The organism is Burkholderia sp. HI4860 (assembly GCF_002223045.2).
Lineage (GTDB): Bacteria > Pseudomonadota > Gammaproteobacteria > Burkholderiales > Burkholderiaceae > Burkholderia.
The window spans coordinates 1,787,438-1,811,363 of record NZ_NKFO02000003.1; the positions used below are offsets into that span (position 1 = coordinate 1,787,438).

The 23,926-nt window shown below is 66.2% G+C and carries 17 protein-coding genes; 3 read left to right on the top strand and 14 right to left on the bottom strand.

All coding sequences use genetic code 11. The annotated features are described in order from the left end of the window. Positions 1-34: 34 nt before the first annotated feature. Positions 35-1,687, top strand: coding sequence for an acyl-CoA dehydrogenase family protein (locus tag CFB34_RS23580; protein ID WP_089438930.1), 1,653 nt, complete (start codon positions 35-37; stop codon positions 1,685-1,687). Positions 1,688-1,748: 61 nt separating this feature from the next. Then, the gene (locus CFB34_RS23585; protein ID WP_089438929.1) at positions 1,749-3,257 is read left to right on the top strand and encodes an AMP-binding protein; all 1,509 of its coding nucleotides are present in this window, start codon (positions 1,749-1,751) and stop codon (positions 3,255-3,257) included. 118 nt (positions 3,258-3,375) lie between these two features. Here the strand turns inward: CFB34_RS23585 and CFB34_RS23590 are convergent, their stop codons facing one another. The 4 genes from CFB34_RS23590 to hemE form a co-directional block, all read right to left on the bottom strand. Beyond that, positions 3,376-4,515, bottom strand: a complete 1,140-nt coding sequence (locus CFB34_RS23590; RefSeq protein WP_089438928.1) for a branched-chain amino acid ABC transporter substrate-binding protein — start codon at positions 4,513-4,515, stop codon at positions 3,376-3,378. An 84-nt stretch (positions 4,516-4,599) separates the two neighbouring features. After that, positions 4,600-8,532, bottom strand: coding sequence for a trifunctional transcriptional regulator/proline dehydrogenase/L-glutamate gamma-semialdehyde dehydrogenase (gene putA, locus CFB34_RS23595; protein WP_089438927.1), 3,933 nt, complete (start codon positions 8,530-8,532; stop codon positions 4,600-4,602). A 388-nt stretch (positions 8,533-8,920) separates the two neighbouring features. Next, on the bottom strand, positions 8,921-11,182 hold the full coding sequence (locus CFB34_RS23600) for a primosomal protein N' (protein WP_089438926.1): 2,262 nt from the start codon (positions 11,180-11,182) through the stop codon (positions 8,921-8,923). A 454-nt stretch (positions 11,183-11,636) separates the two neighbouring features. After that, a complete protein-coding gene (gene hemE, locus CFB34_RS23605) occupies positions 11,637-12,731 on the bottom strand; it encodes a uroporphyrinogen decarboxylase (RefSeq protein ID WP_278190121.1) in 1,095 nt (364 codons plus the stop codon). A gap of 149 nt (positions 12,732-12,880) precedes the next feature. Here hemE and CFB34_RS23610 point away from each other — a divergent pair, with 149 nt between their 5' ends. Next, positions 12,881-13,681, top strand: coding sequence for a transporter substrate-binding domain-containing protein (locus CFB34_RS23610; protein WP_089438924.1), 801 nt, complete (start codon positions 12,881-12,883; stop codon positions 13,679-13,681). Positions 13,682-14,402: 721 nt separating this feature from the next. Here CFB34_RS23610 and CFB34_RS23615 read toward each other — a convergent pair. The 10 genes from CFB34_RS23615 to CFB34_RS23660 all read right to left on the bottom strand — a co-directional run bounded on the left by CFB34_RS23615 (position 14,403) and on the right by CFB34_RS23660 (position 23,926). Continuing rightward, positions 14,403-16,130: an AMP-binding protein gene (locus tag CFB34_RS23615; protein WP_089438922.1), complete on the bottom strand. Its 1,728-nt coding sequence runs from the start codon at positions 16,128-16,130 to the stop codon at positions 14,403-14,405. A gap of 254 nt (positions 16,131-16,384) precedes the next feature. Beyond that, positions 16,385-16,810 (bottom strand): F0F1 ATP synthase subunit epsilon, encoded by a 426-nt coding sequence (locus CFB34_RS23620; protein ID WP_006477288.1) that lies wholly within the window; start codon positions 16,808-16,810, stop codon positions 16,385-16,387. 151 nt (positions 16,811-16,961) lie between these two features. Next, entirely contained in the window at positions 16,962-18,356 is a 1,395-nt protein-coding gene (atpD, locus tag CFB34_RS23625) for a F0F1 ATP synthase subunit beta (RefSeq protein WP_011350527.1), read from the bottom strand. Between the two features lie 66 nt (positions 18,357-18,422). Further along, positions 18,423-19,298 carry a F0F1 ATP synthase subunit gamma gene (gene atpG / locus CFB34_RS23630; RefSeq protein WP_089438921.1) on the bottom strand — a complete coding sequence of 292 codons (876 nt, stop codon included), beginning with the start codon at positions 19,296-19,298 and terminating at the stop codon, positions 18,423-18,425. Between the two features lie 69 nt (positions 19,299-19,367). Continuing rightward, the gene (gene atpA, locus CFB34_RS23635; RefSeq protein ID WP_089438920.1) at positions 19,368-20,909 is read right to left on the bottom strand and encodes a F0F1 ATP synthase subunit alpha; all 1,542 of its coding nucleotides are present in this window, start codon (positions 20,907-20,909) and stop codon (positions 19,368-19,370) included. 44 nt (positions 20,910-20,953) lie between these two features. Continuing rightward, positions 20,954-21,493, bottom strand: a complete 540-nt coding sequence (locus CFB34_RS23640) for a F0F1 ATP synthase subunit delta (protein WP_011350524.1) — start codon at positions 21,491-21,493, stop codon at positions 20,954-20,956. Between the two features lie 2 nt (positions 21,494-21,495). Further along, on the bottom strand, positions 21,496-21,966 hold the full coding sequence (locus tag CFB34_RS23645) for a F0F1 ATP synthase subunit B (protein ID WP_039351436.1): 471 nt from the start codon (positions 21,964-21,966) through the stop codon (positions 21,496-21,498). Between the two features lie 129 nt (positions 21,967-22,095). Further along, on the bottom strand, positions 22,096-22,365 hold the full coding sequence (atpE, locus tag CFB34_RS23650) for a F0F1 ATP synthase subunit C (protein WP_006482730.1): 270 nt from the start codon (positions 22,363-22,365) through the stop codon (positions 22,096-22,098). A 75-nt stretch (positions 22,366-22,440) separates the two neighbouring features. Beyond that, positions 22,441-23,292 (bottom strand): F0F1 ATP synthase subunit A, encoded by an 852-nt coding sequence (gene atpB / locus CFB34_RS23655; RefSeq protein ID WP_089438919.1) that lies wholly within the window; start codon positions 23,290-23,292, stop codon positions 22,441-22,443. 109 nt (positions 23,293-23,401) lie between these two features. After that, positions 23,402-23,926: an ATP synthase subunit I gene (locus tag CFB34_RS23660; RefSeq protein ID WP_089438918.1), complete on the bottom strand. Its 525-nt coding sequence runs from the start codon at positions 23,924-23,926 to the stop codon at positions 23,402-23,404.

The following is a 23,926-nucleotide window of genomic DNA, read 5'->3' on the forward strand; positions in this document are numbered from 1 at the left end:
GCCGCCCGCGCAGCATGAGACCGGAGACACCTCGATGACCGACTCGACTCACGCCGTCACGAACCAGTTCGACGAACTGGTCGACTATAACCTCTTCGCGACGGACATCACGCTGCGCGATGCGCTCACCCGCGCGGGCGCCGACTGGGCCGTGCCGCAGCTCGACGCGTACGGCGCGCGGCTCGGCAGCGCCGACACCGCGCGCCTCGCCGACGAGGCGAACCGCCACACGCCGGAACTGCACACCTTCGACCGGCGCGGCCGGCGCATCGACCGCGTCGACTTCCACCCGGCGTGGCACACGCTGCTCGGCCAGTACCGCCACGAAGGCTTCGTGTCGCTCGCGTTCCGCGACACGCGCCGCGGCCGCTGGGCCGCGACCGCGGCCGGCTTCTACCTGCATGGCCAGATCGAGGCCGGCACGCTGTGCCCGGCGACGATGACGCAGGCCGCGATTCCCGTGCTGCAGAAGGAGCCCGCGCTGTGGGACCTGCTGCGCGACAAGCTCTACAGCAACGACTACGATCCGCGCGACGTGCCGGTCGCCGACAAGCGCTCGATCTGGTTCGGCATGGGCATGACCGAGAAACAGGGCGGCTCCGACGTGCGCGCGAACACGACGCTCGCGAGCCCCGTCGGCGCGGGCGGACGCAGCGGCGAATACCGGCTGCGCGGCCACAAGTGGTTTTTCTCGGCGCCGATGTGCGATGCCCACCTCGTCGTCGCACGCACCGAAGCCGGCAGCCCGTCGTGCTTCTACGTGCCGCGCTGGCGGCCGGACGGCACCAAGAACGCGGTCGAGATCCAGCGGCTGAAGGACAAGGTCGGCAACCGCAGCAACTCGAGCAGCGAGATCGAGCTGAACGACGCGTGGGGCATCATGCTCGGCGACGAAGGCCGCGGCATTCCGACCATCATCGAGATGGCCACCACCACGCGGCTGAACTGCGTGCTCGGCAGCGCGGCGATGCTGCGCCAGGGCGTCGTGCAGGCGATCGCGTACACGCGCCAGCGCCATGCGTTCGGCCGCGCGCTCGCCGAGCAGCCGCTGATGCGCACCGTGCTTGCCGATCTCGCGCTCGAAAGCGAGGCCGCGCTGTCCCTCTCGATGCGTCTCGCCGATGCGTTCGAGCGCGACGACTCGCCGCGCGAACGCGCGTGGAAGCGCATCGTCACGCCCGCCGCGAAATTCTGGGTGTGCAAGCGCGCGGTCGAGCTGACCGGCGAGGTGATGGAAGTGTTCGGCGGCAACGGCTACGTCGACGACGGCCCGATCGCGCGGCTGTTCCGCGAGGCGCCCGTCAACTCGATCTGGGAAGGCTCCGGCAACGTGATGTGCCTCGACGTGCTGCGCGCGATATCGCGCGAGCCCGACGCGGCCGCCGCGCTGTTCGCCGAACTCGCCGATCTCGGCGCGGGCGAACCGCGCATCCGCACGGCGCTCGATGCGCTGCGCGCGATGCTCGCGGCGCCGGCCGACACGCTCGAGGCGTCGGGCCGCGTGTTCGCGCAGCGGCTCGCGGTGCTCGCGCAGGCGTGCCTGCTGCGCCGCGATGCGCCGGCGGCCGTGGCCAACGCATTCGTCGCGACGCGGCTCGCCGCGCCCGACTGGGGCCGCATCGCAGGCGGCTTCGATCCGCACGCGATCGACGTCGCCGCGCTGCTGCAGCGCGCGTACCCGGCCTGACGCCCTTTTCTGACAGCTTGGTACGACCCAGTTCGCCTTCGATCGCCCGCCCGGAGTCCCGATGAACCTCGTCGCCGCCCTCGACCGCGCCGCCCGTGCGACGCCCGACCAGCCGTTCCTCGTCAGCGAATCCGCGACGATCACCTATGCCGCCGCACGCGAGCGCTCGCATCGCGCGGCAGCCGTGCTGAGCGCGCTCGGCGTCGCAGCCGGCGACCGTGTCGCCGCGATGTGCTTCAACACGCCGGCGTTCGTCGACCTGATGTTCGGCGCGTGGCGGCTCGGCGCGACGTTCGTGCCGGTCAACCACAAGCTGCAGGCGCCGGAAGTCGACTACGTGCTCGAACACAGCGGCAGCAAGGCGCTGCTGTTCGACGTGGCGCTCGCGCCGGTGGTCGAACGCCTCGTGCATCCCGCGCGGCGGCTCGTGACCGAAGGCGAGCTCGACGGCGTGCCGTGCTTCGACATGCTGTGCGCGACGATGGACGGCCTCGCGGGCATCGAGCCGGCCGACGACGACATCGCGCAGATCCTCTATACGTCCGGCACGACCGGCCACCCGAAAGGCTGCGTGCACAGCCACCGCACCGTGACGCTCGCGGCGATGCAGGCGGCGCTCGCAACCGGCATCGGCCGCCACGAGCGCACGCTGATGGCGATGCCGATCTGGCATTCGTCGCCGCTCAACAACTGGTTCGGCGGCACGCTGTACGCGGGCGGCACCGTCGTGCTGCTGCGCGAATATCATCCGCTGCGCTTCCTGCAGGCCGTCGAGCGCGAGCGCGTGACGCTGTATTTCGGCGCGCCGGTGTCGTACCTGCTGCCGCTCGACACGGTCGACGGCTTCGCGGCGTTCGACCTGTCGAGCGTGCGCGCGTGGCTGTACGGCGGCGGCCCGATCGGCCCCGCGCAGGCCGAACGTCTCACGCGTGCGTATCGCAGCAACGCGTTCTTCCAGGTGTACGGCATGACGGAAGCCGGGCCGGCCGGCACGACGCTGTATCCGGACGAGCAGATCGCGAAGGCCGGTTCGATCGGCCGCACCGGCGGCCCGGGCGTCGACCTGCGCGTCGTGCGGACGGACGGCCTCGACGCGCAACCGGGCGAGACCGGCGAGATCTGGCTGAAGACCGACAGCATGATGCTCGGCTATCTCGACGATGCGGCCGCGACGCGCGCCGCGTTCGCGCCGAACGGCTGGTACCGCACCGGCGACATCGCACGGATCGATCAGGATGGCTACCTGTTCATCGTCGACCGGCTGAAGGACATGATCGTGACAGGCGGCGAGAACGTCTATTCGAAGGAAGTGGAGGACGTGCTCGGCGCGCACCCGGACATCGCCGAGGCGGCCGTCGTCGGCGTCCCGCATCCCGACTGGGGCGAGACGGTCGTCGCTCACGTGGTGCTGCGCGCGGGCGCCGCGCCCGACGCGGATGCATTACGCGCGTTCTGTGGCGAGCGGCTGGCCGCGTACAAGATCCCGCGCGAATTCACGTTCGCGCAGGCGCTGCCGCGCACGCCGACGGGCAAGCTGCAGAAGTTCCTGCTGCGCGTGCGGCGCGAATAGCCGCTTGTGCGACCGCGGCAAAAGAAAAAGCCACCCGGCCCGACGGCCCGGTGGCTTTTTCGCATGATCGACGGGGCGGCGACATGCGCCGCCGCCTGCGCGTCACATCAAAGGCGGCTTACTTCCCGCCGATGCTCTTCAGCGGCTTCCACTCGCCCTTCTCGACCTTGTACATCGTGATGCCGCCGTTCTTCAGGTCGCCCTTCGCGTCATACGCGACGTGCGTCGACGTCACGCCGGCCATGTCGGTCTTCGCGAGCACCGGCAGGTACTTCGCCGGATCGGTCGAATCGGCCTTCTTCATCGCGTTGAACAGCGCCATCGCGCCGTCGTACGCGTACGGCGAGTACGTCTGCACGTCTTCGCCGAAGCGCTTCTTGTACTTGTCGGCGTACGTCTTGCCGCCCGGCATTTCTTCCAGCGGGAGGCCTGCCAGCGAAGCGATCGTGCCGTCGGCCGCGTTGCCCGCGATCTTCAGGAACGTCGGCGTCTTCACCATTTCGCCGCTCATCAGCGGGGCGGTGATGCCGAGCGCCTTCATCTGCTTGACCATCGGTGCCGCCTGCGAATCCGCGCCGCCGTAGTAGACGAGATCCGGCTTCGCCGCCTTCAGCTTGGTCAGGATCGCCTTGAAGTCGACCGCCTTGTCGTTCGTGAATTCACGGTCGACGATCGTCGCGCCCCCGGCCTTCGCGGCCTTCTCGAACTGGTCGGCGAGACCCTGGCCGTAGGCCGTGCGGTCGTCGACGATCGCGATCTTCTTCATGCCGAGATCCTTCGACGCGAACGTGCCGGCCACCGAGCCCTGCTGCGTGTCGGACGTCATCATGCGGAAGGTCGTCTTGTAACCCTGCTGCGTGTATTCCGGTGCGGTCGCCATCGCGATCTGCGGAATGCCCGCGTTCGCGTAGATGCGCGAAGCCGGAATCGTCGTGCCCGAGTTGAAGTGGCCGAGCATGCCCTTGATGCCGTCGTCGACGAGCTTCTGCGCGACCGTCGTGCCGGTGCGCGGGTCAGCCTGGTCGTCCTGCGTGTCGAGCACGAACTTCACCGGCTTGCCGCCGATCTTCGGGCTCGTCGCGTTGAAATCCTCGATCGCGAGCGCGATCCCGTTCTGCATATCCTTGCCGTAGTGCGCCTGCGCGCCCGTCATCGGCCCTGCGTAACCGATCTTCACGTCATCCGCATGGGCCGTCCCCGCCAGCGACATGACCGCGACAAACGTCGCGCCTGCCAGCTTTTTCATCGTGTGTTGCATAGCATCTCCTTGGTACCAGGGTAAATGGAGCGGCTTCGGGATCGCCTTGCCGCTTCCTATGTTTGATCCGAACGGCAAGGATGGTCAGCCGATCGTCATCAAATTCGCATTGCCACCCGCCGCGGCCGTGTTCACGCTCACCGAGCGCTCCGTCAGCAGCCGTTCCAGCGCGTAATCTTCCGCATCGCCGTTCTCGAACGCGCCCACCGACACGCCCTGCACCGACACGATCGGGCCCGGCCGCTGCGCGACGTCCTTCACGAGCGTCTGCAGTTCGTCGCTGTCGCCTTCGAACAGCACCGCGTCGAACGGCGCGTCGGCCTGCTTGCGCACGCTCGCGTGCGCCTTCAGCGACGCCGGCAGCGCGGCAACCAGCGCCTCGCCAGCGGCACCCGCGAACAGCGCGCGGTTACCGGTCGCCAGCACCGCCGCAAACTGCGCGCGCGCACCGCCCGGCGTGGCCGCGACACACAACACCGTGCCGCGCGGGCCGAGTGTATACGTGTTTCGCTCGCCCGTCGGACCGGTCAGCACCGCGGTCGCACCGGCCGGCACCTGGGCCAGATAGCCGTCGCAACGCGCGGCCAGCGCCGGCTCGCGCTGCTCGATCAGCCAGTCGCGCAGCGTCGTGAGCGCCGCCGCCGGGTTGCCGCGTGCGTCGCCTTCCACCGCGCCGTCCGCCACCAGCGACTGCGCGAGCGAACGCGGCAGGCCCGACGGACGCGTCGCGAGCAGGCGCTGCAGGTACAGCGCGCCGCCGGCCTTCGGGCCCGTGCCCGACAGCCCTTCGCCACCGAACGGCTGCACGCCGACCACCGCGCCGATCACGTTGCGGTTCACGTAGATGTTGCCGACGTGCGCATTCGAGATCACGTGCGCAATCGTCTCGTCGATGCGCGTGTGGATGCCGAGCGTCAGGCCATAGCCGGTCGCGCGGATCTGCTCGAGCAGCTTGTCGAGCTGGCTGCGGCGGTAACGCACCACGTGCAGCACCGGGCCGAACACCTCGCGCTTCAGCTCGTCGATGCTGCCGATCTCGATCAGCGTCGGCGGCACGAACGTGCCGTGCGCGCATGCGTCGGGCATCGGCAGTTGCGTGACCGCGTGCCCCTTGTCCTTCATCGCCGCGACGTGCGCGTCGATCGTCTGCTTCGCTTCGCCGTCGATCACCGGGCCGACGTCCGTCGATAGCCGGTCGGGATTGCCGAGCGCCAGTTCGTGCATCGCGCCCTTCAACATCGTGAGCGTGCGGTCCGCAACGTCGTCCTGCAGACACAGAACGCGCAGCGCCGAACACCGTTGACCGGCCGAGTCGAACGACGACTGCATCACGTCCGCGACGACCTGCTCCGCGAGCGCCGACGAGTCGACGATCATCGCGTTCTGGCCGCCCGTTTCGGCGATCAGCGGGATCGGCTTGCCGTCCGGGTCGAGACGCGCGGACAGCGTCTTGTTGATCAGGCGCGCGACTTCGGTCGAGCCGGTGAACATCACCGCACGCGTGCGCGCATCGGCCACCAGCGCCGCGCCGACCGTCTCGCCCGTGCCCGGCAGCAGCTGCACCGCACCGGCCGGCACGCCGGCCTCGCGCAGCAGGCGCACGGCCTGCGCGGCGATCAGCGGCGTCTGTTCGGCCGGCTTCGCGAGCACCGTGTTGCCGGCGGCGAGTGCCGCGGCGACCTGCCCCATGAAGATCGCGAGCGGGAAGTTCCACGGGCTGATACAGACCACGGGGCCCAGCGGGCGGTGCGTGTCGTTCGAGAATTCGTCGCGGATCTGCGCGGCGTAGTAGCGCAGGAAGTCGACTGCCTCACGAATCTCGGCGATCGCGTTCGGCAGCGACTTGCCGGCTTCGCGCACGATCAGGCCCATCAGCGTATGCATCTGCGCTTCGAGCAGGTCGGCCGCGCGCACCAGGCAATCGGCACGCGCATCGACCGGCGTCGCCTGCCAGATCGGCGCGGCGGCCACCGCGTGCGCGAGCGCCGCGCTCACGTGTTCGGCCGTCGCTTCGCTGACCGTGCCAACCAGGTCGCGCTGATCGGCCGGGTTGCGCACGTCGCGGGCCGGTGCGTCGGCGAGCGTGTCGTCGGCGAGCATCGGCGCCGCGCGCCACGGGAAATGCGCACTCGCGAGCAGCGCGGACGACAGCGACGCGAGGCGGTGTTCGTTCGACAGGTCGAGGCCCATCGAGTTGGGACGCTCGTCGCCGTACAGGTTGCGCGGCAGCGGGATCTTCGTATGCGGCGCGCCGAGCGGCACGACCTTCGATGCCTCGTCGACCGGATCGGCGACCAGCTCCTTCACCGACACGGTTTTATCCGCGATACGGTTCACGAACGACGTGTTCGCGCCGTTCTCGAGCAGGCGGCGCACCAGGTATGCGAGCAGCGTCTCGTGCGTGCCGACCGGTGCATACACGCGGCACGGACGGTTCAGCTTGTCGCGGCCGGTGACCTCCTCGTACAGCGGCTCGCCCATCCCGTGCAGGCACTGGAACTCGTACTGGCCCGGGTAGTAATTCTGGCCCGCGAGCTGGTAGATCGCGGCCAGCGTGTACGCGTTGTGCGTGGCGAACTGCGGGTACACGGCATCCGGCGCCGCGAGGAGCTTCTTCGCGCACGCGAGGTACGACACGTCGGTGTAGATCTTGCGCGTGTAGACCGGATAGCCTTCGAGGCCGTCGACCTGCGCACGCTTGATCTCGGTATCCCAGTACGCGCCCTTCACGAGGCGGATCATCAGGCGATGGCGGCTGCGGCGCGCGAGATCGATCAGGTAGTCGATCACGAACGGGCAGCGCTTCTGGTAGCCCTGCACGACGAAGCCGATGCCGTTCCAGCCTGCGAGATCCGGATCGAAGCACAGCGCCTCGAGCAGGTCGAGCGACAGTTCGAGGCGGTCGGCCTCTTCGGCGTCGATGTTCAGGCCGATGTCGTAGCGGCGCGCGAGCAGCGCGAGCGCGCGCACGCGCGGCAGCAACTCGCTCATCGTGCGGTCCTGCTGCGAGCGCGAGTAGCGTGCGTGCAGCGCGGACAGCTTGATCGAGATGCCCGGGCCTTCGTAGATGCCGCGGCCGCCGGCCGCCTTGCCGATCGCGTGGATCGCCTGTTCGTACGACGCGTAGTAGCGCTGCGCGTCCTCTTCGGTCGTCGCCGCTTCGCCGAGCATGTCGTACGAGTAGCGGAAACCGCGCGCTTCGTACTTGCGGCTGTTCGCCAGTGCTTCGGAAATCGTTTCGCCGGTGACGAACTGCTCGCCCATCAGGCGCATCGCCATGTCGACGCCCTTGCGGATCAGCGGCTCGCCGCCGCGGCCGATCAGGCGCGTGAGCGCCGACGACAGCCCGGCTTCGCTGTTGGTCGTCACGAGCTTGCCGGTGATCATCAGCCCCCACGTGGCCGCGTTCACGAACAGCGACGGCGCGTGACCGACGTGCGAGCGCCAGTCGCCCTTGCTGATCTTGTCGCGGATCAGCGCATCGCGGGTCGCGCGATCGGGAATGCGCAGCAGCGCTTCGGCGAGGCACATCAGCGCGACGCCTTCCTGGCTCGACAGCGAGAACTCGTGGATCAGCCCTTCGACGCCGCCGCCGGAGCTCTTCTCGCGCAGCGCCTCGACGAGCTTCGTCGCGAGCGCCTGCACGTCCGCCTGCAGGTTCGCGGGCAGGCGGGCCTGGCCGAGCAGGAACGGCACGCATTCCGGCTCGGGGCGGCGGTACGCCGCCGTGATCGCCGCGCGCAGCACCGATTGCGGTTGCACGTTCTGCGCGAACTCGAGGAACGGATGCGGCGAGTTGTCGTCGTCGCCGTCCGCGGACTGACCGTCGGCGAGTTCCGTCACGCCGCTGTGGCCCGACAGCTCGGGCGGCAGCTGGCCGTGCTCGATCCGCTCGAGATACGCGAAGATCGCCTGCTTGATCAGCCAGTGGGGAGTGCGCTCGAGACGCGCGGCGGCGTCCTTGAGGCGCGAGCGGAGTAGGTCGTCGACTTTGACGCCGAGAGTCGTGCTTGCCATGGTGGGTTCGTGCGCCGGTGCGAGCCCGGCAATGTGGTGTGAGAGGATGCGCGAAATCCTACGGCACGCAATAAAAAGGTGCAACCAAATTACGAGATGGGTTGCACCACAAGGTTACTCAATATAATCAGCCACTTATACGGTTGCAACCTAGGAGTTGCCCGTGGTCGGAAGCTCGGTGTTTTCCCTGATCGGGCCGGTTCGACATGCGTGCGCAACCTTCCGCGCGGGTCGAGGCGGACGAAAACGGGTTGCACTGGGTGTGGCGGGAGGTGCGGCGCCCGGGCACGGCCGGGCGGCAAGAGACGGTTCGGGTGTATCCGGCCCGGCGGCCGGGGGTGCAACGCAGCGGCACGCGGCACGGCGGCCGCATGCCGCGCCGCTCAGCTCAGATGTCCAGCGGATCGACCTCGACGCTCCACCGCAGCACGCCCTTCAGCGCGCGCAACTCAGGCTGCCATGCGCGCAGCGCATGCTGCAGCGCCGCCCGCGATGCGCTTTCGAGCAGCAACTGCGCGCGATGCACGTTCGCGACCTTGACGATCGTCATCGGCACCGCGTCGTAGACGGTCACGCGATCGGCGCCCGGCAGCCCCGGCAACGCGGCCGCGGCTTGCAGCAGGAACGCGAGCGCGGCGTCGAGCGTGCGCCCTTCGGCGCGCAGCAGCGCCTGGTAGACGAACGGCGGCAGGTGCGCGTCGCGGCGCTCGCCGAGCGTCGAATTCGCGAAGCCGACGTAATCCTGCCGCCCGAGCGCGTGGTACAGCGCGTGACGCGGGTAACGTGTCTGCACGAGCACTTCGCCCGGCAGCCCGGCGCGGCCCGCGCGGCCGCTCACCTGCATCAGCTGCGCGAACAGCCGTTCGCTCGCGCGGAAGTCGTGCGAGAACAGCGCGGTGTCGGCATTGAGCACGCCGACGAGCGACACGCGCTGGAAGTCGTGCCCCTTCGCGATCATCTGCGTGCCGACGAGGATATCGACCTCACCCGCATGCACATCGGAAAAGAGCGCCTGGGCGCTGCCCTTGCGGCGCGTGCTGTCCGCGTCGATCCGCAGCACGCGCGCGCCCGGCACGGCTTCGGCGAGCGCCTCCTCGATCCGTTGCGTGCCGCGCCCGAGCGGCGCGATGTCGACGTTGCCGCACTCGGGGCACGACCGCGGAATGCGCGATTCCCAGCCGCAGTGATGGCAGCGCAACGCGTGCTCGGGCTTGTGCAGCACGACGTACGCGCTGCAGCGCGGGCAGCCTGCGACCCAGCCACAGGCGTCGCACGCGAGCTGCGGCGCATAACCGCGCCGGTTCAGGAACACGAGGCTCTGTTCGCCACGCTCTAGCCGCGCCTTCAGCGCCGCGACGAGCGGCCCCGACAGCCCGCCCATCGACGCGCGCCCGCGCCGCCGCTCCTCTTCGAGATCGATCAGCCGCACGGTCGGCAGCGTCGCGTCGGCCACCGCGCGGCGCGAGAGCGTGAGCCGCGTGTAGCGGCCCTGCTCGGCCTGCCACCAGCTTTCGAGCGATGGCGTCGCCGAGCCGAGCACGACCGTGATGCCGAGCTGCTTCGCGCGCCACACGGCGAGGTCGCGCGCTGAATAGCGCAGCCCTTCCTGCTGCTTGTACGCGGGCTCGTGCTCCTCGTCGACGACGATCAGCGCGAGCGTCGGCATCGACGCGAGCACCGCGAGGCGCGTGCCGAGCACGATCCGCGCGCGGCCCGTATGCGCGGCGAGCCAGTTGCGCGCACGCTCGCCCTCCGCGAGCCCGCTGTGCAGCGTGACGATCGCGTCATCGGCGAGCGCCCCCGCGAAGCGCGCGCGAAACGCGGCCTCGAACTGCGGCGTCAGGTTGATTTCGGGAACGAGCACGAGCGCCTGCGCATCCGGCCGCGCGTCGAGCAGCGACGCGAGCGCATGCAGATAGACCTCGGTCTTGCCGCTGCCCGTCACGCCGTGCAGCAGGAACGGCGCGAAGCCCTGCGCGGCGCGGATCGCGTCGAGCGCCTCGGCCTGTTGGTCCGTGAGCGCCGGCGGCACAGTTCGTCCACCGGCTGCCAACAGGTTATCCACAGCTTTGGGCACAGGCGCATCGCCCCAGCCGATCTCCTCGATGTCGACCCAGCCGCGCGCTGCCCAGTCGTCGAGCGTGGCCGCGGCCTTCGGGTGCAGCGCGCGCGCGTCGGGCAGCGCCAGCGAGCCGGTGTCGACCAGCGCCTGCGCGAGCCGACGCAGCGCGGCGCCGCGCGCGGGCAATGCATCGGGCAGCGCCGTGCGGCCCGCTTCCGTCGGCCGGTAACGCACCTCGGGCGCGAGCAGCCGCCCCCAGCGCCCCGCATCGCGCAGCGCCTGCGGCAGCGCCGGCAGCGCGACCTCGCCACGCCCGCGTTGGTAGTAATCCGCGGCGAACGACACGAGCGCGAGCCAGTCCGGCGACAACGGCGGCAGGTCGGTGCAGATCGCGTCGATCGCGCGCAGCCGCGACGGCGGCACGTCGGTGTGAGTCGTCACTTCGCAGACGAGCCCAACGGCCTGCCGCTTGCCGAACGGCACCTGCACGAGCGTGCCGGGTCCGGGCGCCGGTTGCGCGTCGCAGCGGTAATCGAACAGGGTCGCGAGCGGATGGTCGAGCGCGACGCGCAGATAGGTGCCGCTCATCGCGGCGCTCCGGCGGCGGGATGCGCCGCATGGGCATGGACGGCCGACATCCGCGCCCGCCTCGGGGCAGCGAACTTAAAGTAAAACTTCAGTTTCGGCGCTAAGTTTTGGATTCGCATTAGGAATCGCCGTATACCCTGCCCAGCCTGTGGATAACTTTGTTGAGAACTCGCCGCTCGATGGCCGCAACGCGCGCGGGGACGCGCTTTGCGCTGATTTTCGCCGCTTGTTGCGGTGCCCCGCGAAGCCTTATGCCATAAGGCTGCTATTCAAATTACCGAACCATAGCGAGACAAATTGACCGATACAGGGCTCTACCGCGCTGCAACGTGGAAAATGTGTATAAGTCAAGTCTTGACAAGCACTGAATCGGCAACCGGTGAGGGGTTGCGCCCTGTTTAGTGCCGATAGCGAAACGCCGTCACGCCGCAGTGCAGCATGACAGCGCTTGCGTTCAGCCGGCGGCTCCGCTACGGATCGCGCGGCTGTGGCGATGGACTTCGTCGACAAGTTCGGCGACGTGATCGGGCGACGTGAATTGCGAAATGCCGTGCCCGAGGTTGAATACGTGGCCCGGATGGTTGCCATAGCTGTCGAGCACCGCGCGCGCCTGCTCGCGCACCGCGGCCGGCGGCGCAAACAGGATCGTCGGGTCGAGGTTGCCCTGCAGCGCGACCTTGCCCGCGACGCGCTCGCGCGCCTGGCCGAGGTTGACCGTCCAGTCGAGCCCGACCGCGTCGACGCCGGTCGCCGCGATCTCCTCGAGCCACAGCCCGCCGCCCTTCGTGAACGTGATCACCGGCACGCGTTCGCCGTCGTGCTCGCGCTTGAGCTGCGACACCACGCGGCGGATGTAGTCCAGCGAGAAGCGCTGGTACGCGCCGTCCGCCAGCGCGCCGCCCCACGTATCGAAGATCATCACGGCCTGCGCGCCCGCTTCGATCTGCGCGTTCAGGTACGCGGCCACCGCCTGCGCGTTCACGTCGAGGATCCGGTGCATCAGGTCGGGGCGCGAATACGCCATCGACTTCACCGTGCGGAAGTCGTCCGACCCGCCGCCTTCGACCATGTAGCACGCGAGCGTCCACGGGCTGCCCGAAAAACCGATCAGCGGCACGCGTTGGCGGCCCTGGCCGTCGGTGAGCGCGCGACGGATCTCGCGCACGGCGCCCGTCACGTAGCCGAGCGTTTCCTCGATGTCCGGCACCGCAAGCTTCGCGACGTCGGCCTCGGTACGCACCGGATGCGCGAACTTCGGCCCTTCGCCGACCTGGAAGTCGAGGCCGAGCCCCATCGCGTCCGGAATCGTCAGGATGTCCGAGAACAGGATCGCGGCGTCGAGCGGAAAGCGCTCGAGCGGCTGCAGCGTCACTTCGGTCGCGTAGTCGGGATGCTTCGCGAGACCGAGGAAGCTGCCGGCGCGTGCGCGCGTCGCGTTGTATTCGGGCAGGTAGCGGCCCGCCTGGCGCATCAGCCAGATCGGCGTGTAGTCGGTCGGCTCGCGCAGAAGCGCACGCAGGAAGGTGTCGTTGAGCAGGGTATGGGCCACGGTAGGAGCGACGGTGCGAGGGCAAAGCGGCATTTTACCGGACAGCCGCCCTCAGGCTGCGCATGCCGACGCGATGGCGGCCATATGACGCGCGCGATGGCTCCGTTATGATCGGACGCTCATATCGAACCAAACGAAGGAGGAGACCGATGAAGACACTCGCCACGCTCGCCGCGACCGCACTGCTTTGCTGCACCGCCGCGCACGCGCAGACCGCCACGCTCGCCGCTGCCGCCGCACCAGGCGCCGGCTCGCGGCTCGACGACGTGCTCGCGCGCGGCACGCTGCGCGTGTGCACGACGGGCGACTACAAGCCGTATTCGTACTACCGCGCGGACGGCCGCTTCGAGGGCATCGACATCGACATGGCCGAATCGCTCGCGAAGTCGCTCGGCGTGAATGCCGACTACGTGAAGACGAGCTGGCCGAACCTGACCGGCGATTTCGTCGCGAAATGCGACATCGCGGTGGGCGGCGTGTCGACGACGCTCGAGCGCCAGAAGCGCGTGTTCTTCACGCAGCCGTACGTCGTCGACGGCAAGACGCCGATCGTGCGCTGCGCGGACGCCGACAAATACCAGAGCGTCGCGCAGATCGACCGGCCGGAAACGCGCGTGATCGTGAACCCGGGCGGCACCAACGAGCGTTTCGCGAAGCAGTATTTCACACACGCGAACCTCACCGTCTATCCGGACAACGTAACGATCTTCAAGCAGATCCTCGCCGGCAAGGCGGACGTGATGGTGACGGATGCATCCGAGACGCTGCTGCAGCAAAAGCTGAATCCAGGCCTGTGCTCGGTGCATCCAGACAAGCCGTTCCAGTTCGGCGAGAAGGCGTACATGGTGCCGCGCGGCGACGTCGCGTTCCAGCAGTACGTCGACCAGTGGCTGCATCTCGCGCTGTCGACCGGCGAATATCAGGCGATTTCGGATAAATGGCTGAAGTAAGCAGGCTCGTGCGTGGCAGCAGATAGCGGGCACCGACCCCGCCTCCGACGCCCGCAAAAATCGCTGCGCGGCGGTGGCCTCATCACCGCCGTTACACTTCGCTGCGGTGTGCCGACGCCCGGAAAATCGGCCCGGTGCCACCGAATTGGCCGAACGGCCGACTTCCGCGCCTGCCAATCACGTTTCAAAATCTTTCTGACGAATGAATCGTCATGCGCGGTATCGGCCGGACGGCGCATTTTCTCGCGTGCAAATCGGCAATTCGTCGAGCCTGATACGCGTGAAAAACGCATCGTGCGCATGCGCTGAAAACGCTGCGGAAAATATGGGTAAAAATGACCTTTTTCAGGCCCTCAAAAACAGCAAAAAATCCCGGAAAGCCTTATCTGGCGGGCGTTACAACCTGAAACACTTTGTTACCGCGACGGGTCATTAATTCGCCCACAATGGCCTCAACGGTTTCAACACGGATGCGGTCTCGTGTGCCAAGTGTGAGCGGACGCGAAGCGCTGCGAGCCAGTCGGTCACGTACCGAAGCCCTTCCGAGGGGCATCCCTGTTGGAGTCGTTTCCGGCCCCCGCCGGACTCGGTTTCATCTTTGGTCTCCTCGCGCTAACCCCGTAGCGTGTGGTTTTTAGCGGGCTAATAAGCCCGCTTTTTTTCGTCCATCGAAAACGCAACGGCCCGCAGGCCGCCGCGTTTTTCCCGCCTTCATGCCGCGCTACGCGGTCTTCTGCACGTCGAGCTTCAGTTCCTCGATCATCCGGTCGCGCATCACGAACTTCTGCACCTTGCCCGTCACCGTCATCGGCAGCTCGTCGACGAAGCGAATGTAGCGCGGGATCTTGTAGTGCGCGATCTGCCCGTTGCAGAACGCACGCACGTCGTCCTCCGTCATCTGCTCGTCTGCGCGCAGCACGATCCACGCGCACAGCTCCTCGCCGTACTTCGCGTCGGGCACACCGAATACCTGCGCGCTCTGAATCTTCGGATGCCGAAACAGGAATTCCTCGATCTCGCGCGGATAGACGTTCTCGCCGCCGCGAATCACCATGTCCTTCAGCCGGCCGACGATGTTGCAGTAGCCGTCCGCATCGAGCGTCGCGAGGTCGCCCGTATGCATCCAGCCGTCCACCAGCACCTCGCGCGTCTTCGCGTCGTCGTCCCAGTAGCCGAGCATCACCGAATAGCCCTTCGTGCACAGCTCGCCCGTCGTGCCGACCGGCACGATGGCGCCGCTCGGATCGACGATCTTCACTTCCAGGTGCGGCTGGATGCGCCCGACCGTCGTCGTGCGCTTCTCGAGCGGATCGTCGGTCGAGCTCTGGAACGACACGGGGCTCGTTTCCGTCATTCCGTACGCGATCGTGATCTCCGACAGGTGCATCTGCGACACGACGCGCTTCATCGTCTCGATCGGGCACGGCGAGCCGGCCATGATCCCGGTGCGCAGCGTCGACAGGTCGAATTTCGCGAACTCGGGGTGATCGAGCTCGGCGATGAACATCGTCGGCACGCCGTGCAGCGCGGTGCAGCGCTCGTCGGCCACCGCCGCGAGCGTCGCGACCGGGTCGAACGCCTCGCCGGGGAACACCATCGCCGCACCCGTCGACACGCAGGCGAGCACGGCCAGCACCATCCCGAAGCAGTGATACAGCGGCACCGGGATGCACAGCGTGTCCTGCTCGGTGAAACGCATCGCCGTCGCGATCGAGCGCCCGTTGTTGACGACGTTACGGTGCGTGAGCGTCGCGCCCTTCGGGCTGCCGGTCGTGCCGCTCGTGAACTGGATGTTGATCGGCTCGTTGGCCGAGAGCGTCGCGCCGATCGCATCGAGCAATGCGGGATCGACGGCCTGGCGGCCGCGCGCCATCAGGTCCGCGAAGCGGAACATGCCGGCCGGCGCGACGTCGCCCATCGACACGACCGTGCGCAGGCTCGGCACGCGCGCTGCATGAAGATCGCCCGGCGTCGCGGTCGCGAGCTCCGGCGCGATGGTCTGCAGCATCTCGACGTACGCGGACGTCTTGAAGCGCTCGGCGGCGATCACGGCCTTGCAGCCGACCTTGTTCAGCGCGTATTCGAGTTCCGACAGCCGGTAGGCCGGATTGATGTTGACGAGCACCGCGCCGATCCGCGCGGTCGCGAACTGGGTGAGCAGCCATTCGCTGCGGTTCGGCGACCAGATGCCGACGCGATCGCCCTTCACGATGCCGAGCGAGGCCAGACCCGCGGCCAGCACGTCGACCTCGTTCGCGAACTCGCGCCAGGTCCAGTGCACCTGCTGCTCGCGGAACACGACGGCCGGACGATCGGGAAAGCGCCCGGCCGTGTCGAGCAGGAACCGGCCGATCGTCGCTTCGGAGAGCGGCACGTCGGTCGTGCCGCGCACATACGACAAGCCGTTTTCGGGCGCGATCAGCGCGCCTACGCCAAGGTCTGCTGCCATGAATGTCTCCGTCCTTTTTGTCTGGTCGGCCTGCGCGCGCCTTCGGCGCCCGCCTCCGCCGCGCACTCGCGACGAACGGCCTCCACGCGGATGATGACGCGCGTGGCTGACGACACTCTGACATCAAATCACGGCGAACGGATGAAATAGCACGACCGGACGGAACGATCCGGCCCGCAAAAATCAGACGAACCCGACGGACGAAAAAAAAGCAGCCCGAAGGCTGCTTTCTTTCGCGGGATACGCGGCGCGGCTCAGTGCCGGCTGCGAATCTTCGCCAGACGCTGGATCGCCTCGAGCTGCGCCATCGCGGTCGCGAGCTCGGATTGCGCCTTCGCGAGGTCGAGATCCGACTTCGCGTTCTGCAGCGTTTCCTCGGCACGCTTGCGTGCTTCCTCGGCTTTCGCCGCGTCGAGGTCCTTGCCGCGGATCGCGGTATCGGCGAGCACCGTCACGGCGCCCGGCTGCACTTCGAGAATGCCGCCCGCGACGAACACGAATTCGTCGTTGCCGCCCTCGACTTCGATGCGCACCGCACCCGGACGAATCCGCGTGATCAGCGGCGTGTGGCCCGGCAGAATGCCCAGCTCACCCGTTTCGCCCGGCAGCGCGACGAATTTCGCCTCGCCCGAGAAGATCTGCTCTTCCGCGCTGACGACGTCTACTTTGATGGTTGCCATATCGACTCCTGTCGATCGGAGCGGGCGCTGAAAAGCCCACTTCGATCCCATGCACGGCGGATTGAGCATAGTGCGTGGGTGCCGTGTCTCCTATCGCCAGCGCTATAGGAGAATCAACGGCCAACGGCACCCGCTGCGTTACACCCGACCCTTACGAGATCTTCTTGGCCTTTTCGAAGGCTTCGTCGATCGTGCCGACCATGTAGAACGCCTGTTCCGGCAGGTGGTCGCACTCGCCGTCGACGATCATCTTGAAGCCGCGGATCGTTTCCTTCAGCGGCACGTACTTGCCCGGCGAGCCCGTGAACACTTCAGCAACGTGGAACGGCTGCGACAGGAAACGCTGGATCTTACGCGCGCGCGCGACCGACAGCTTGTCTTCCGGCGACAGTTCGTCCATGCCCAGAATCGCGATGATGTCGCGCAGTTCCTTGTAGCGCTGCAGCGTCTGCTGAACGCGACGGGTGATCGAGTAGTGCTCTTCACCGATCACGTTCGGGTCGATCTGGCGCGACGTCGAGTCGAGCGGGTCGACCGCCGGGTAGATACCCAGCGAAGCGATGTCACGCGACAGAACGACGGTTGCGTCCAGGTGGCCGAAGGTCGTAGCCGGCGACGGGTCGGTCAAGTCATCCGCAGGGACGTACACGGCCTGGACCGACGTAATCGAGCCCTTCTTGGTCGACGTGATGCGCTCTTGCAGCTTGCCCATTTCTTCAGCCAGCGTCGGCTGATAGCCCACTGCCGACGGCATACGGCCGAGCAGTGCCGACACTTCGGTACCGGCCAGCGTGAAACGGTAGATGTTGTCGACGAAGAACAGCACGTCGAGGCCTTCGTCACGGAAGTGCTCGGCCATCGTCAGGCCGGTCAGCGCGACGCGCAGACGGTTGCCCGGCGGCTCGTTCATCTGGCCGTACACCAGCGCGACCTTGTCGAGAACGTTCGAGTCCTTCATTTCGTGGTAGAAGTCGTTCCCTTCACGGGTACGCTCGCCCACGCCCGCGAACACGGAGTAACCGCCGTGTTCCTTCGCGATGTTGTTGATGAGCTCCATCATGTTGACGGTCTTGCCCACACCAGCACCGCCGAACAGGCCCACCTTGCCGCCCTTTGCGAACGGGCAGATCAGGTCGATGACCTTGATACCCGTTTCGAGCAGTTCGGTCGACGGCGACAGTTCGTCGAACGCCGGCGCCTTCTGGTGGATCGAACGCGTCGTTTCGCTTTCGATCGGGCCAGCTTCGTCGATCGGACGGCCAAGCACGTCCATGATTCGGCCGAGGGTCGGCTTGCCGACCGGCACCGAGATCGGCTTTGCCGTGTTCTTCACGGTCAGACCGCGGCGCAGGCCGTCGGATGCACCCAGACAGATGGTACGGACAACGCCGTCGCCCAGCTGCTGCTGGACTTCGAGCGTCAGTTCCGAGCCATCGAGAATGAGCGCGTCGTAGATCTTCGGCATGCTGTCGCGCGGGAATTCCACGTCGATAACGGCGCCGATGCACTGTACGATCTTGCCTTCTACCAAAGCAGCAGTACTCATCGCTTTTCCTTTAAATACCTGATTCTTTACTCGCGCAAAGGCGCAGTTGTCGTCCCGGGCGCGCGCTTAAACAGCGGCTGCGCCGCCGACGATCTCCGACAGTTCTTTCGTGATCGCGGCCTGACGGCTCTTGTTGTATACGAGCTGCAGTTCGCTGATCACCGTCTTCGCGTTGTCGGACGCGGCCTTCATCGCGACCATGCGCGCCGATTGCTCGGACGCCATGTTTTCCGCGACGGCCTGGTACACCAGCGCCTCGACGTAACGCACGAGCAGTTCGTCGACGACTGCCTGCGCGTCCGGCTCGTAGATGTAGTCCCACGACGTGGCCGGCGTACCATCGTCGGCTTCGAAGTGTTCCGACGACAGCGGCAGCAGCTGCTCGATCACGGCTTCCTGCTTCATCGTGTTGACGAAGCGCGTGTAAGCGATATAAACCGCCGACAGCTTGCCTTCCGAGTACAGGTCGAGCTGCGTCTTCACGGCGCCGATCAGCTTGTCCAGATGCGGGGTGTCGCCGAGGTGCACGACCTGCGACATCACCTTCGCGCCGAAGCGGTTCAGGAACCCGAGGCCCTTGCTACCGATCGCGGTGGCTTCGACCTTCTGGCCCTTCTCTTCCAGCTCCTTGAACTTCTGCACCGTCGCACGCAGCACGTTGGTGTTCAGACCACCGCACAGCCCCTTGTCCGTCGTGACGAGGATGATGCCGGCCGTCTTCGCATCTTCGTTCGCCACCATGAACGGGTGGCGGTACTCCGGGTTCGCGCGGCTCATGTGCGCGGCGATGGCACGGACCTTGTCCGCATACGGACGAGCGGCGCGCATGCGTTCCTGCGCGCGGCGCATCTTCGATGCGGCCACCATTTCCATCGCCTTCGTGATCTTGCGCGTGTTCTGCACGCTCTTGATCTTGCCGCGAATTTCCTTCATTCCAGCCATAGCTTGCTCCTTGACCGAAGCGGCGCGGGCGCATCAGCACCCGCGCGGCCTCAGTGTGTCACTCGCGGATCAATAGGCACCGGACTTCTTGAAGGATTCGATCGCCGAGCGCAGTGCGCCTTCGTCGTCCTTCGAGAGATCCTTGGTGTCTTCGATGCGCTTGATGAGGTCAGCGTGGCTGGTCTTCAGGTTTTCGCGCAGGCCCTTCTCGAACGACAGCACTTGCTTGACGTCGAGGTCGTCGAGGTAGCCGTTGTTGGCGGCGTACAGCGACACGGCCAGTTCCCACACCTGCAGCGGCTGGTACTGCGGCTGCTTCAGCAGTTCCGTCACGCGGCGGCCGCGCTCGAGCTGCTTGCGGGTCGCTTCGTCGAGGTCCGATGCGAACTGGGCGAATGCCGCCAGTTCACGATACTGCGCGAGGTCGGTACGGATACCGCCCGACAGCTTCTTCACGACCTTCGTCTGCGCGGCGCCACCGACTCGCGACACCGACACGCCGGCGTTGATTGCCGGGCGGATGCCTGCGTTGAACAGGTCGGTTTCCAGGAAGATCTGGCCGTCGGTAATCGAGATCACGTTCGTCGGAACGAACGCGGTCACGTCGCCAGCCTGCGTTTCGATGACCGGCAGTGCCGTCAGCGAGCCACTCTTGCCCTTCACTTCGCCGTTCGTGAACTTCTCGACATACTCTTCCGACACGCGAGCAGCACGCTCGAGCAGACGCGAGTGGAGATAGAACACGTCGCCCGGGTACGCTTCACGGCCCGGCGGGCGGCGCAGCAGCAGCGAGATCTGACGGTATGCCCAAGCTTGCTTGGTCAAGTCGTCATAGATGATCAGCGCGTCCTGGCCGCGGTCGCGGAAGTATTCGCCCATCGTGCAGCCGGCGTACGGTGCGAGGTACTGCATCGCGGCCGAATCCGAAGCCGAAGCGGCGACGACGATCGTGTATTCCATCGCGCCCGTTTCTTCGAGCTTGCGAACCACGTTCATGATCGACGAAGCCTTCTGGCCGATCGCGACGTAGATACAGATCAGGTCCTTGCCCTTCTGGTTGATGATCGCGTCGAGCGCCACCGCGGTCTTGCCGCACTGACGGTCGCCGATGATCAGCTCGCGCTGGCCACGGCCGATCGGCACCATTGCGTCGATCGACTTGATGCCCGTCTGCACCGGCTGCGACACCGACTTACGCCAGATCACGCCCGGGGCGATCTTTTCGATCGCGTCGGTCAGCTTGGCGTTGACCGGGCCCTTGCCGTCGATCGGGTTGCCGAGCGCATCGACCACGCGGCCGACGAGTTCCGGACCAACCGGGACTCCGAGAATGCGGCCCGTCGTCTTGACGATGTCGCCTTCCGAGATGTGTTCGTATTCGCCGAGAATCACCGCGCCGACCGAGTCGCGCTCGAGGTTCAGCGCGAGGCCGAACGTGTTGCCCGGAAACTCGAGCATTTCGCCCTGCATCACGTCCGACAGGCCGTGGATACGCACGATACCGTCGGTCACGGAGATCACGGTGCCCTGGTTGCGAACGTCTGCGCTCGCTTCAAGGCCCTGGATCCGGCTCTTGATCAGCTCGCTGATCTCAGAGGGATTGAGTTGCATTATTCGCTCCTGATAGTCAATTCTGTTGCGTGCCGGCGTGGCGCTCAGGCGGTCAACGCAGCCTGCATCGATGCGAGGCGCGCGCGAACCGAGGTGTCGAGCACTTCGTCGCCGACCGTCACGCGCACGCCGCCAATCAGCGACGAATCGACTGCGACCGTCGGTTTCAGCTTGCGCTTGAACTTGCGTTCGAGGCCCGAGACGAGACTCTCGAGATCCGCGCCGTTCAGCGGGAACGCGCTCACGATCTCGGCGTCGGCTGCACCTTCACGTTCGTTCTTGAGCGCCTCGAACTGCTCGGCGATTTCCGGCAGCAGCGCGATGCGATGATTGTCGACCAGCATCTGCACGAAGTTCTTCGCTTCGGCGCCAGCTCCGAGCGGCGACTTCACCGCAGCAAGCAGCAACTCGGCTACTTGCGTGCGCGTCACCTTCGGGCTCGACGCGACCGACAGGACTTCCGGCAGACGCGCAACCTGGGCCAGCTCTTGCACGAGCGTGGACCAGGCGGCGATGTCACCGCCCTCGGCCACGCGGAACAGCGCTTCTGCGTAAGGGCGGGCGATGGTTGCAAGTTCGGCCATGATCAGAGCTCGGCTTTCAGTTGATTCAGCAGTTGGGCGTGGGCCGTTTGATCGACTTCGCGCTTCAGGATCTGCTCGGCGCCCTTCACGGCCAGCGTGGCGACTTCACCACGCAGCGCTTCGCGCGCCTTCACGATTTGCTGTTCTGCTTCCGCCTTCGCCTGGGCGATGATGCGGGCGGCTTCAGCCTGGGCGTTGGCCTTGATTTCCTCGGCGACCGCCTGGGCACGCTTTTCAGCGTCGGCGATGCGCTGCTGGCCGTCATTGCGGGCCTGCGCGAGTTCCTGGTCCACGCGCTTGTGCGCTGCGTCGAGTTCTGCCTTGCCCTTCTCGGCGGCGGCGAGGCCGTCGGCGATCTTCTTCGAACGTTCGTCGAGGGCGTTGATCAACGGCGGCCACACGAATTTCATCGTGAACCACGCGAGGACCAGGAACACGACCATTTGCGCAAACAGAGTTGCGTTGAGATTCACGGTGTTTCCTTATCTGCTATTCCGGAAAAATGAAACGGTAAGGCGCTCATCGAGTTGCATTCGATCAGCGCCCCAAGTCTCCGTTCCGCCCTGCGCCGGCTTGCGCCGGACGCATATTTCCGAGGAACCTTAGCCTGCGAGCTTCGACAGGAGCGGGTTCGCGAACGCGAACAGCATTGCAACACCCACGCCGATCAGGAATGCCGCGTCGATCAGACCAGCCAGCAGGAACATCTTCGTTTGCAGCGGGTTGATGAGTTCCGGCTGACGTGCGCAGGCTTCGATGTACTTACCACCCATCAGCGCGATACCGATACAGGCGCCGATTGCACCCAGGCCGATGATGATGCCGATACCGATGGCGGTCAGACCCTGGATGTTGGCGATGTAAGCTTGCATGATCACTCCTTTGTGAAAAGACTTGGAACTGAGATTTAAAAAACTAAAACGGAAACTCTTTGTTGCACGCCGCGCTTAGTGCTTGTCGTGCGCCTGGCCGAGATACACCAGCGTCAGCATCATGAAAATGAATGCCTGCAACAGAACAATCAGGATGTGGAAGATTGCCCAGACGCTACCCGCGATCACATGACCAACGAAGCCGAGGAACGTTGCGTCGCCACCGAAGCTCCACATGCTGCCGAGCAGGGCGATCAACAGGAACAACAGCTCACCCGCGTACATGTTGCCGAACAGCCGCATACCGAGGGAGACGGTCTTCGCGAGATATTCGACGATGTTGAGCGCGAGGTTCGGGATCCACAGCAGCGGGTGGGCGCCAAACGGTGCCGACAGCAGCTCATGCACAAAGCCGCCCGCGCCCTTGATCTTGATGCTGTAGTAGATCATCAGGACGAACACGCCGAGCGCGATGCCGAGCGTGCCGTTCAGGTCGGCCGTCGGGACGATGCGATGGTGGGAAATCACGTCCGACAGACCGAGCAGGCCGATCACGCGGCCCGGCAGGTCGACCGGGAGGAAGTCGAGGGAGTTCATCAGCGCGACCCACACGAACACCGTGAGTGCGAGCGGGGCGATGAAGGCACGATTGCCGTGAACGATGGCCTTCGATTGGTCTTCGACCATCTCGACGAGCATCTCGATCGCGCACTGGAAACGGCCCGGCACGCCCGACGTCGCCTTGCGGGCGGCCAGACGCAGCACGATGATCGTCACGATGCCGCAAACGATCGACCAGAACAGCGTGTCGAGATTCCAGACGTGGATGTCGAAAATCGACGTCTGATGCGAGGTGGAGAAATTCTGCAAGTGGTGCGCAATGTACTCGGACGGATCCGGACCGCGCGTGCCTTCGCTAGCTGCCATATCGTTAATGCCACCCAAATTGTCGAAAATCGTTTTGCCTGTTCCGCAACACGCTATTGCGGGAACGGGCTGGTGCGGTTCGTTGTCGAAACCGCACGCTGCTTGTTCCTTACCGCCAGGCCAGCGCGATCCAGTACGTCTTCAGCACGACGAGGTACGTGACGAGGAACGGCACCCAGTGCACGCCGGACCAGCCGAACGCCACTGCAGTGAACATCCCGATCGTTAGAGCGAGCTTCAGGGCTTCGCCCATCACCCAGCTCATCACGGTGGCCGAGCCACCTGCCTTCAGTCGTGCCACGAATACCGCACTGGGCACCCAGCCGATCGCTCCGCCCAGAAACGCGGATTGCGCAGCGGCGCCCGGCGACTTTGAAAACAGCCACCACGCCAGCGTTGCAACCAGGGACAGAACCACTTGCGCGAGCACCACCTTATAGGGGGTCACGCGCGAGGGCTTGCTCACGTTCGGGCCGAACAGCTTTTCGGCGTCTGCCCGCGTGAGCGGAACGATGTTGTTATCTTGTTGCTCGGCATCCCAGTCATCGTCGAATTCGCGCCGCTCGCCGGCCGCTGAAGCGGTGCGTTGCGTACGCTGATCATCGTGCCTGTCGTCCGGCGCCTGACCCGCCAT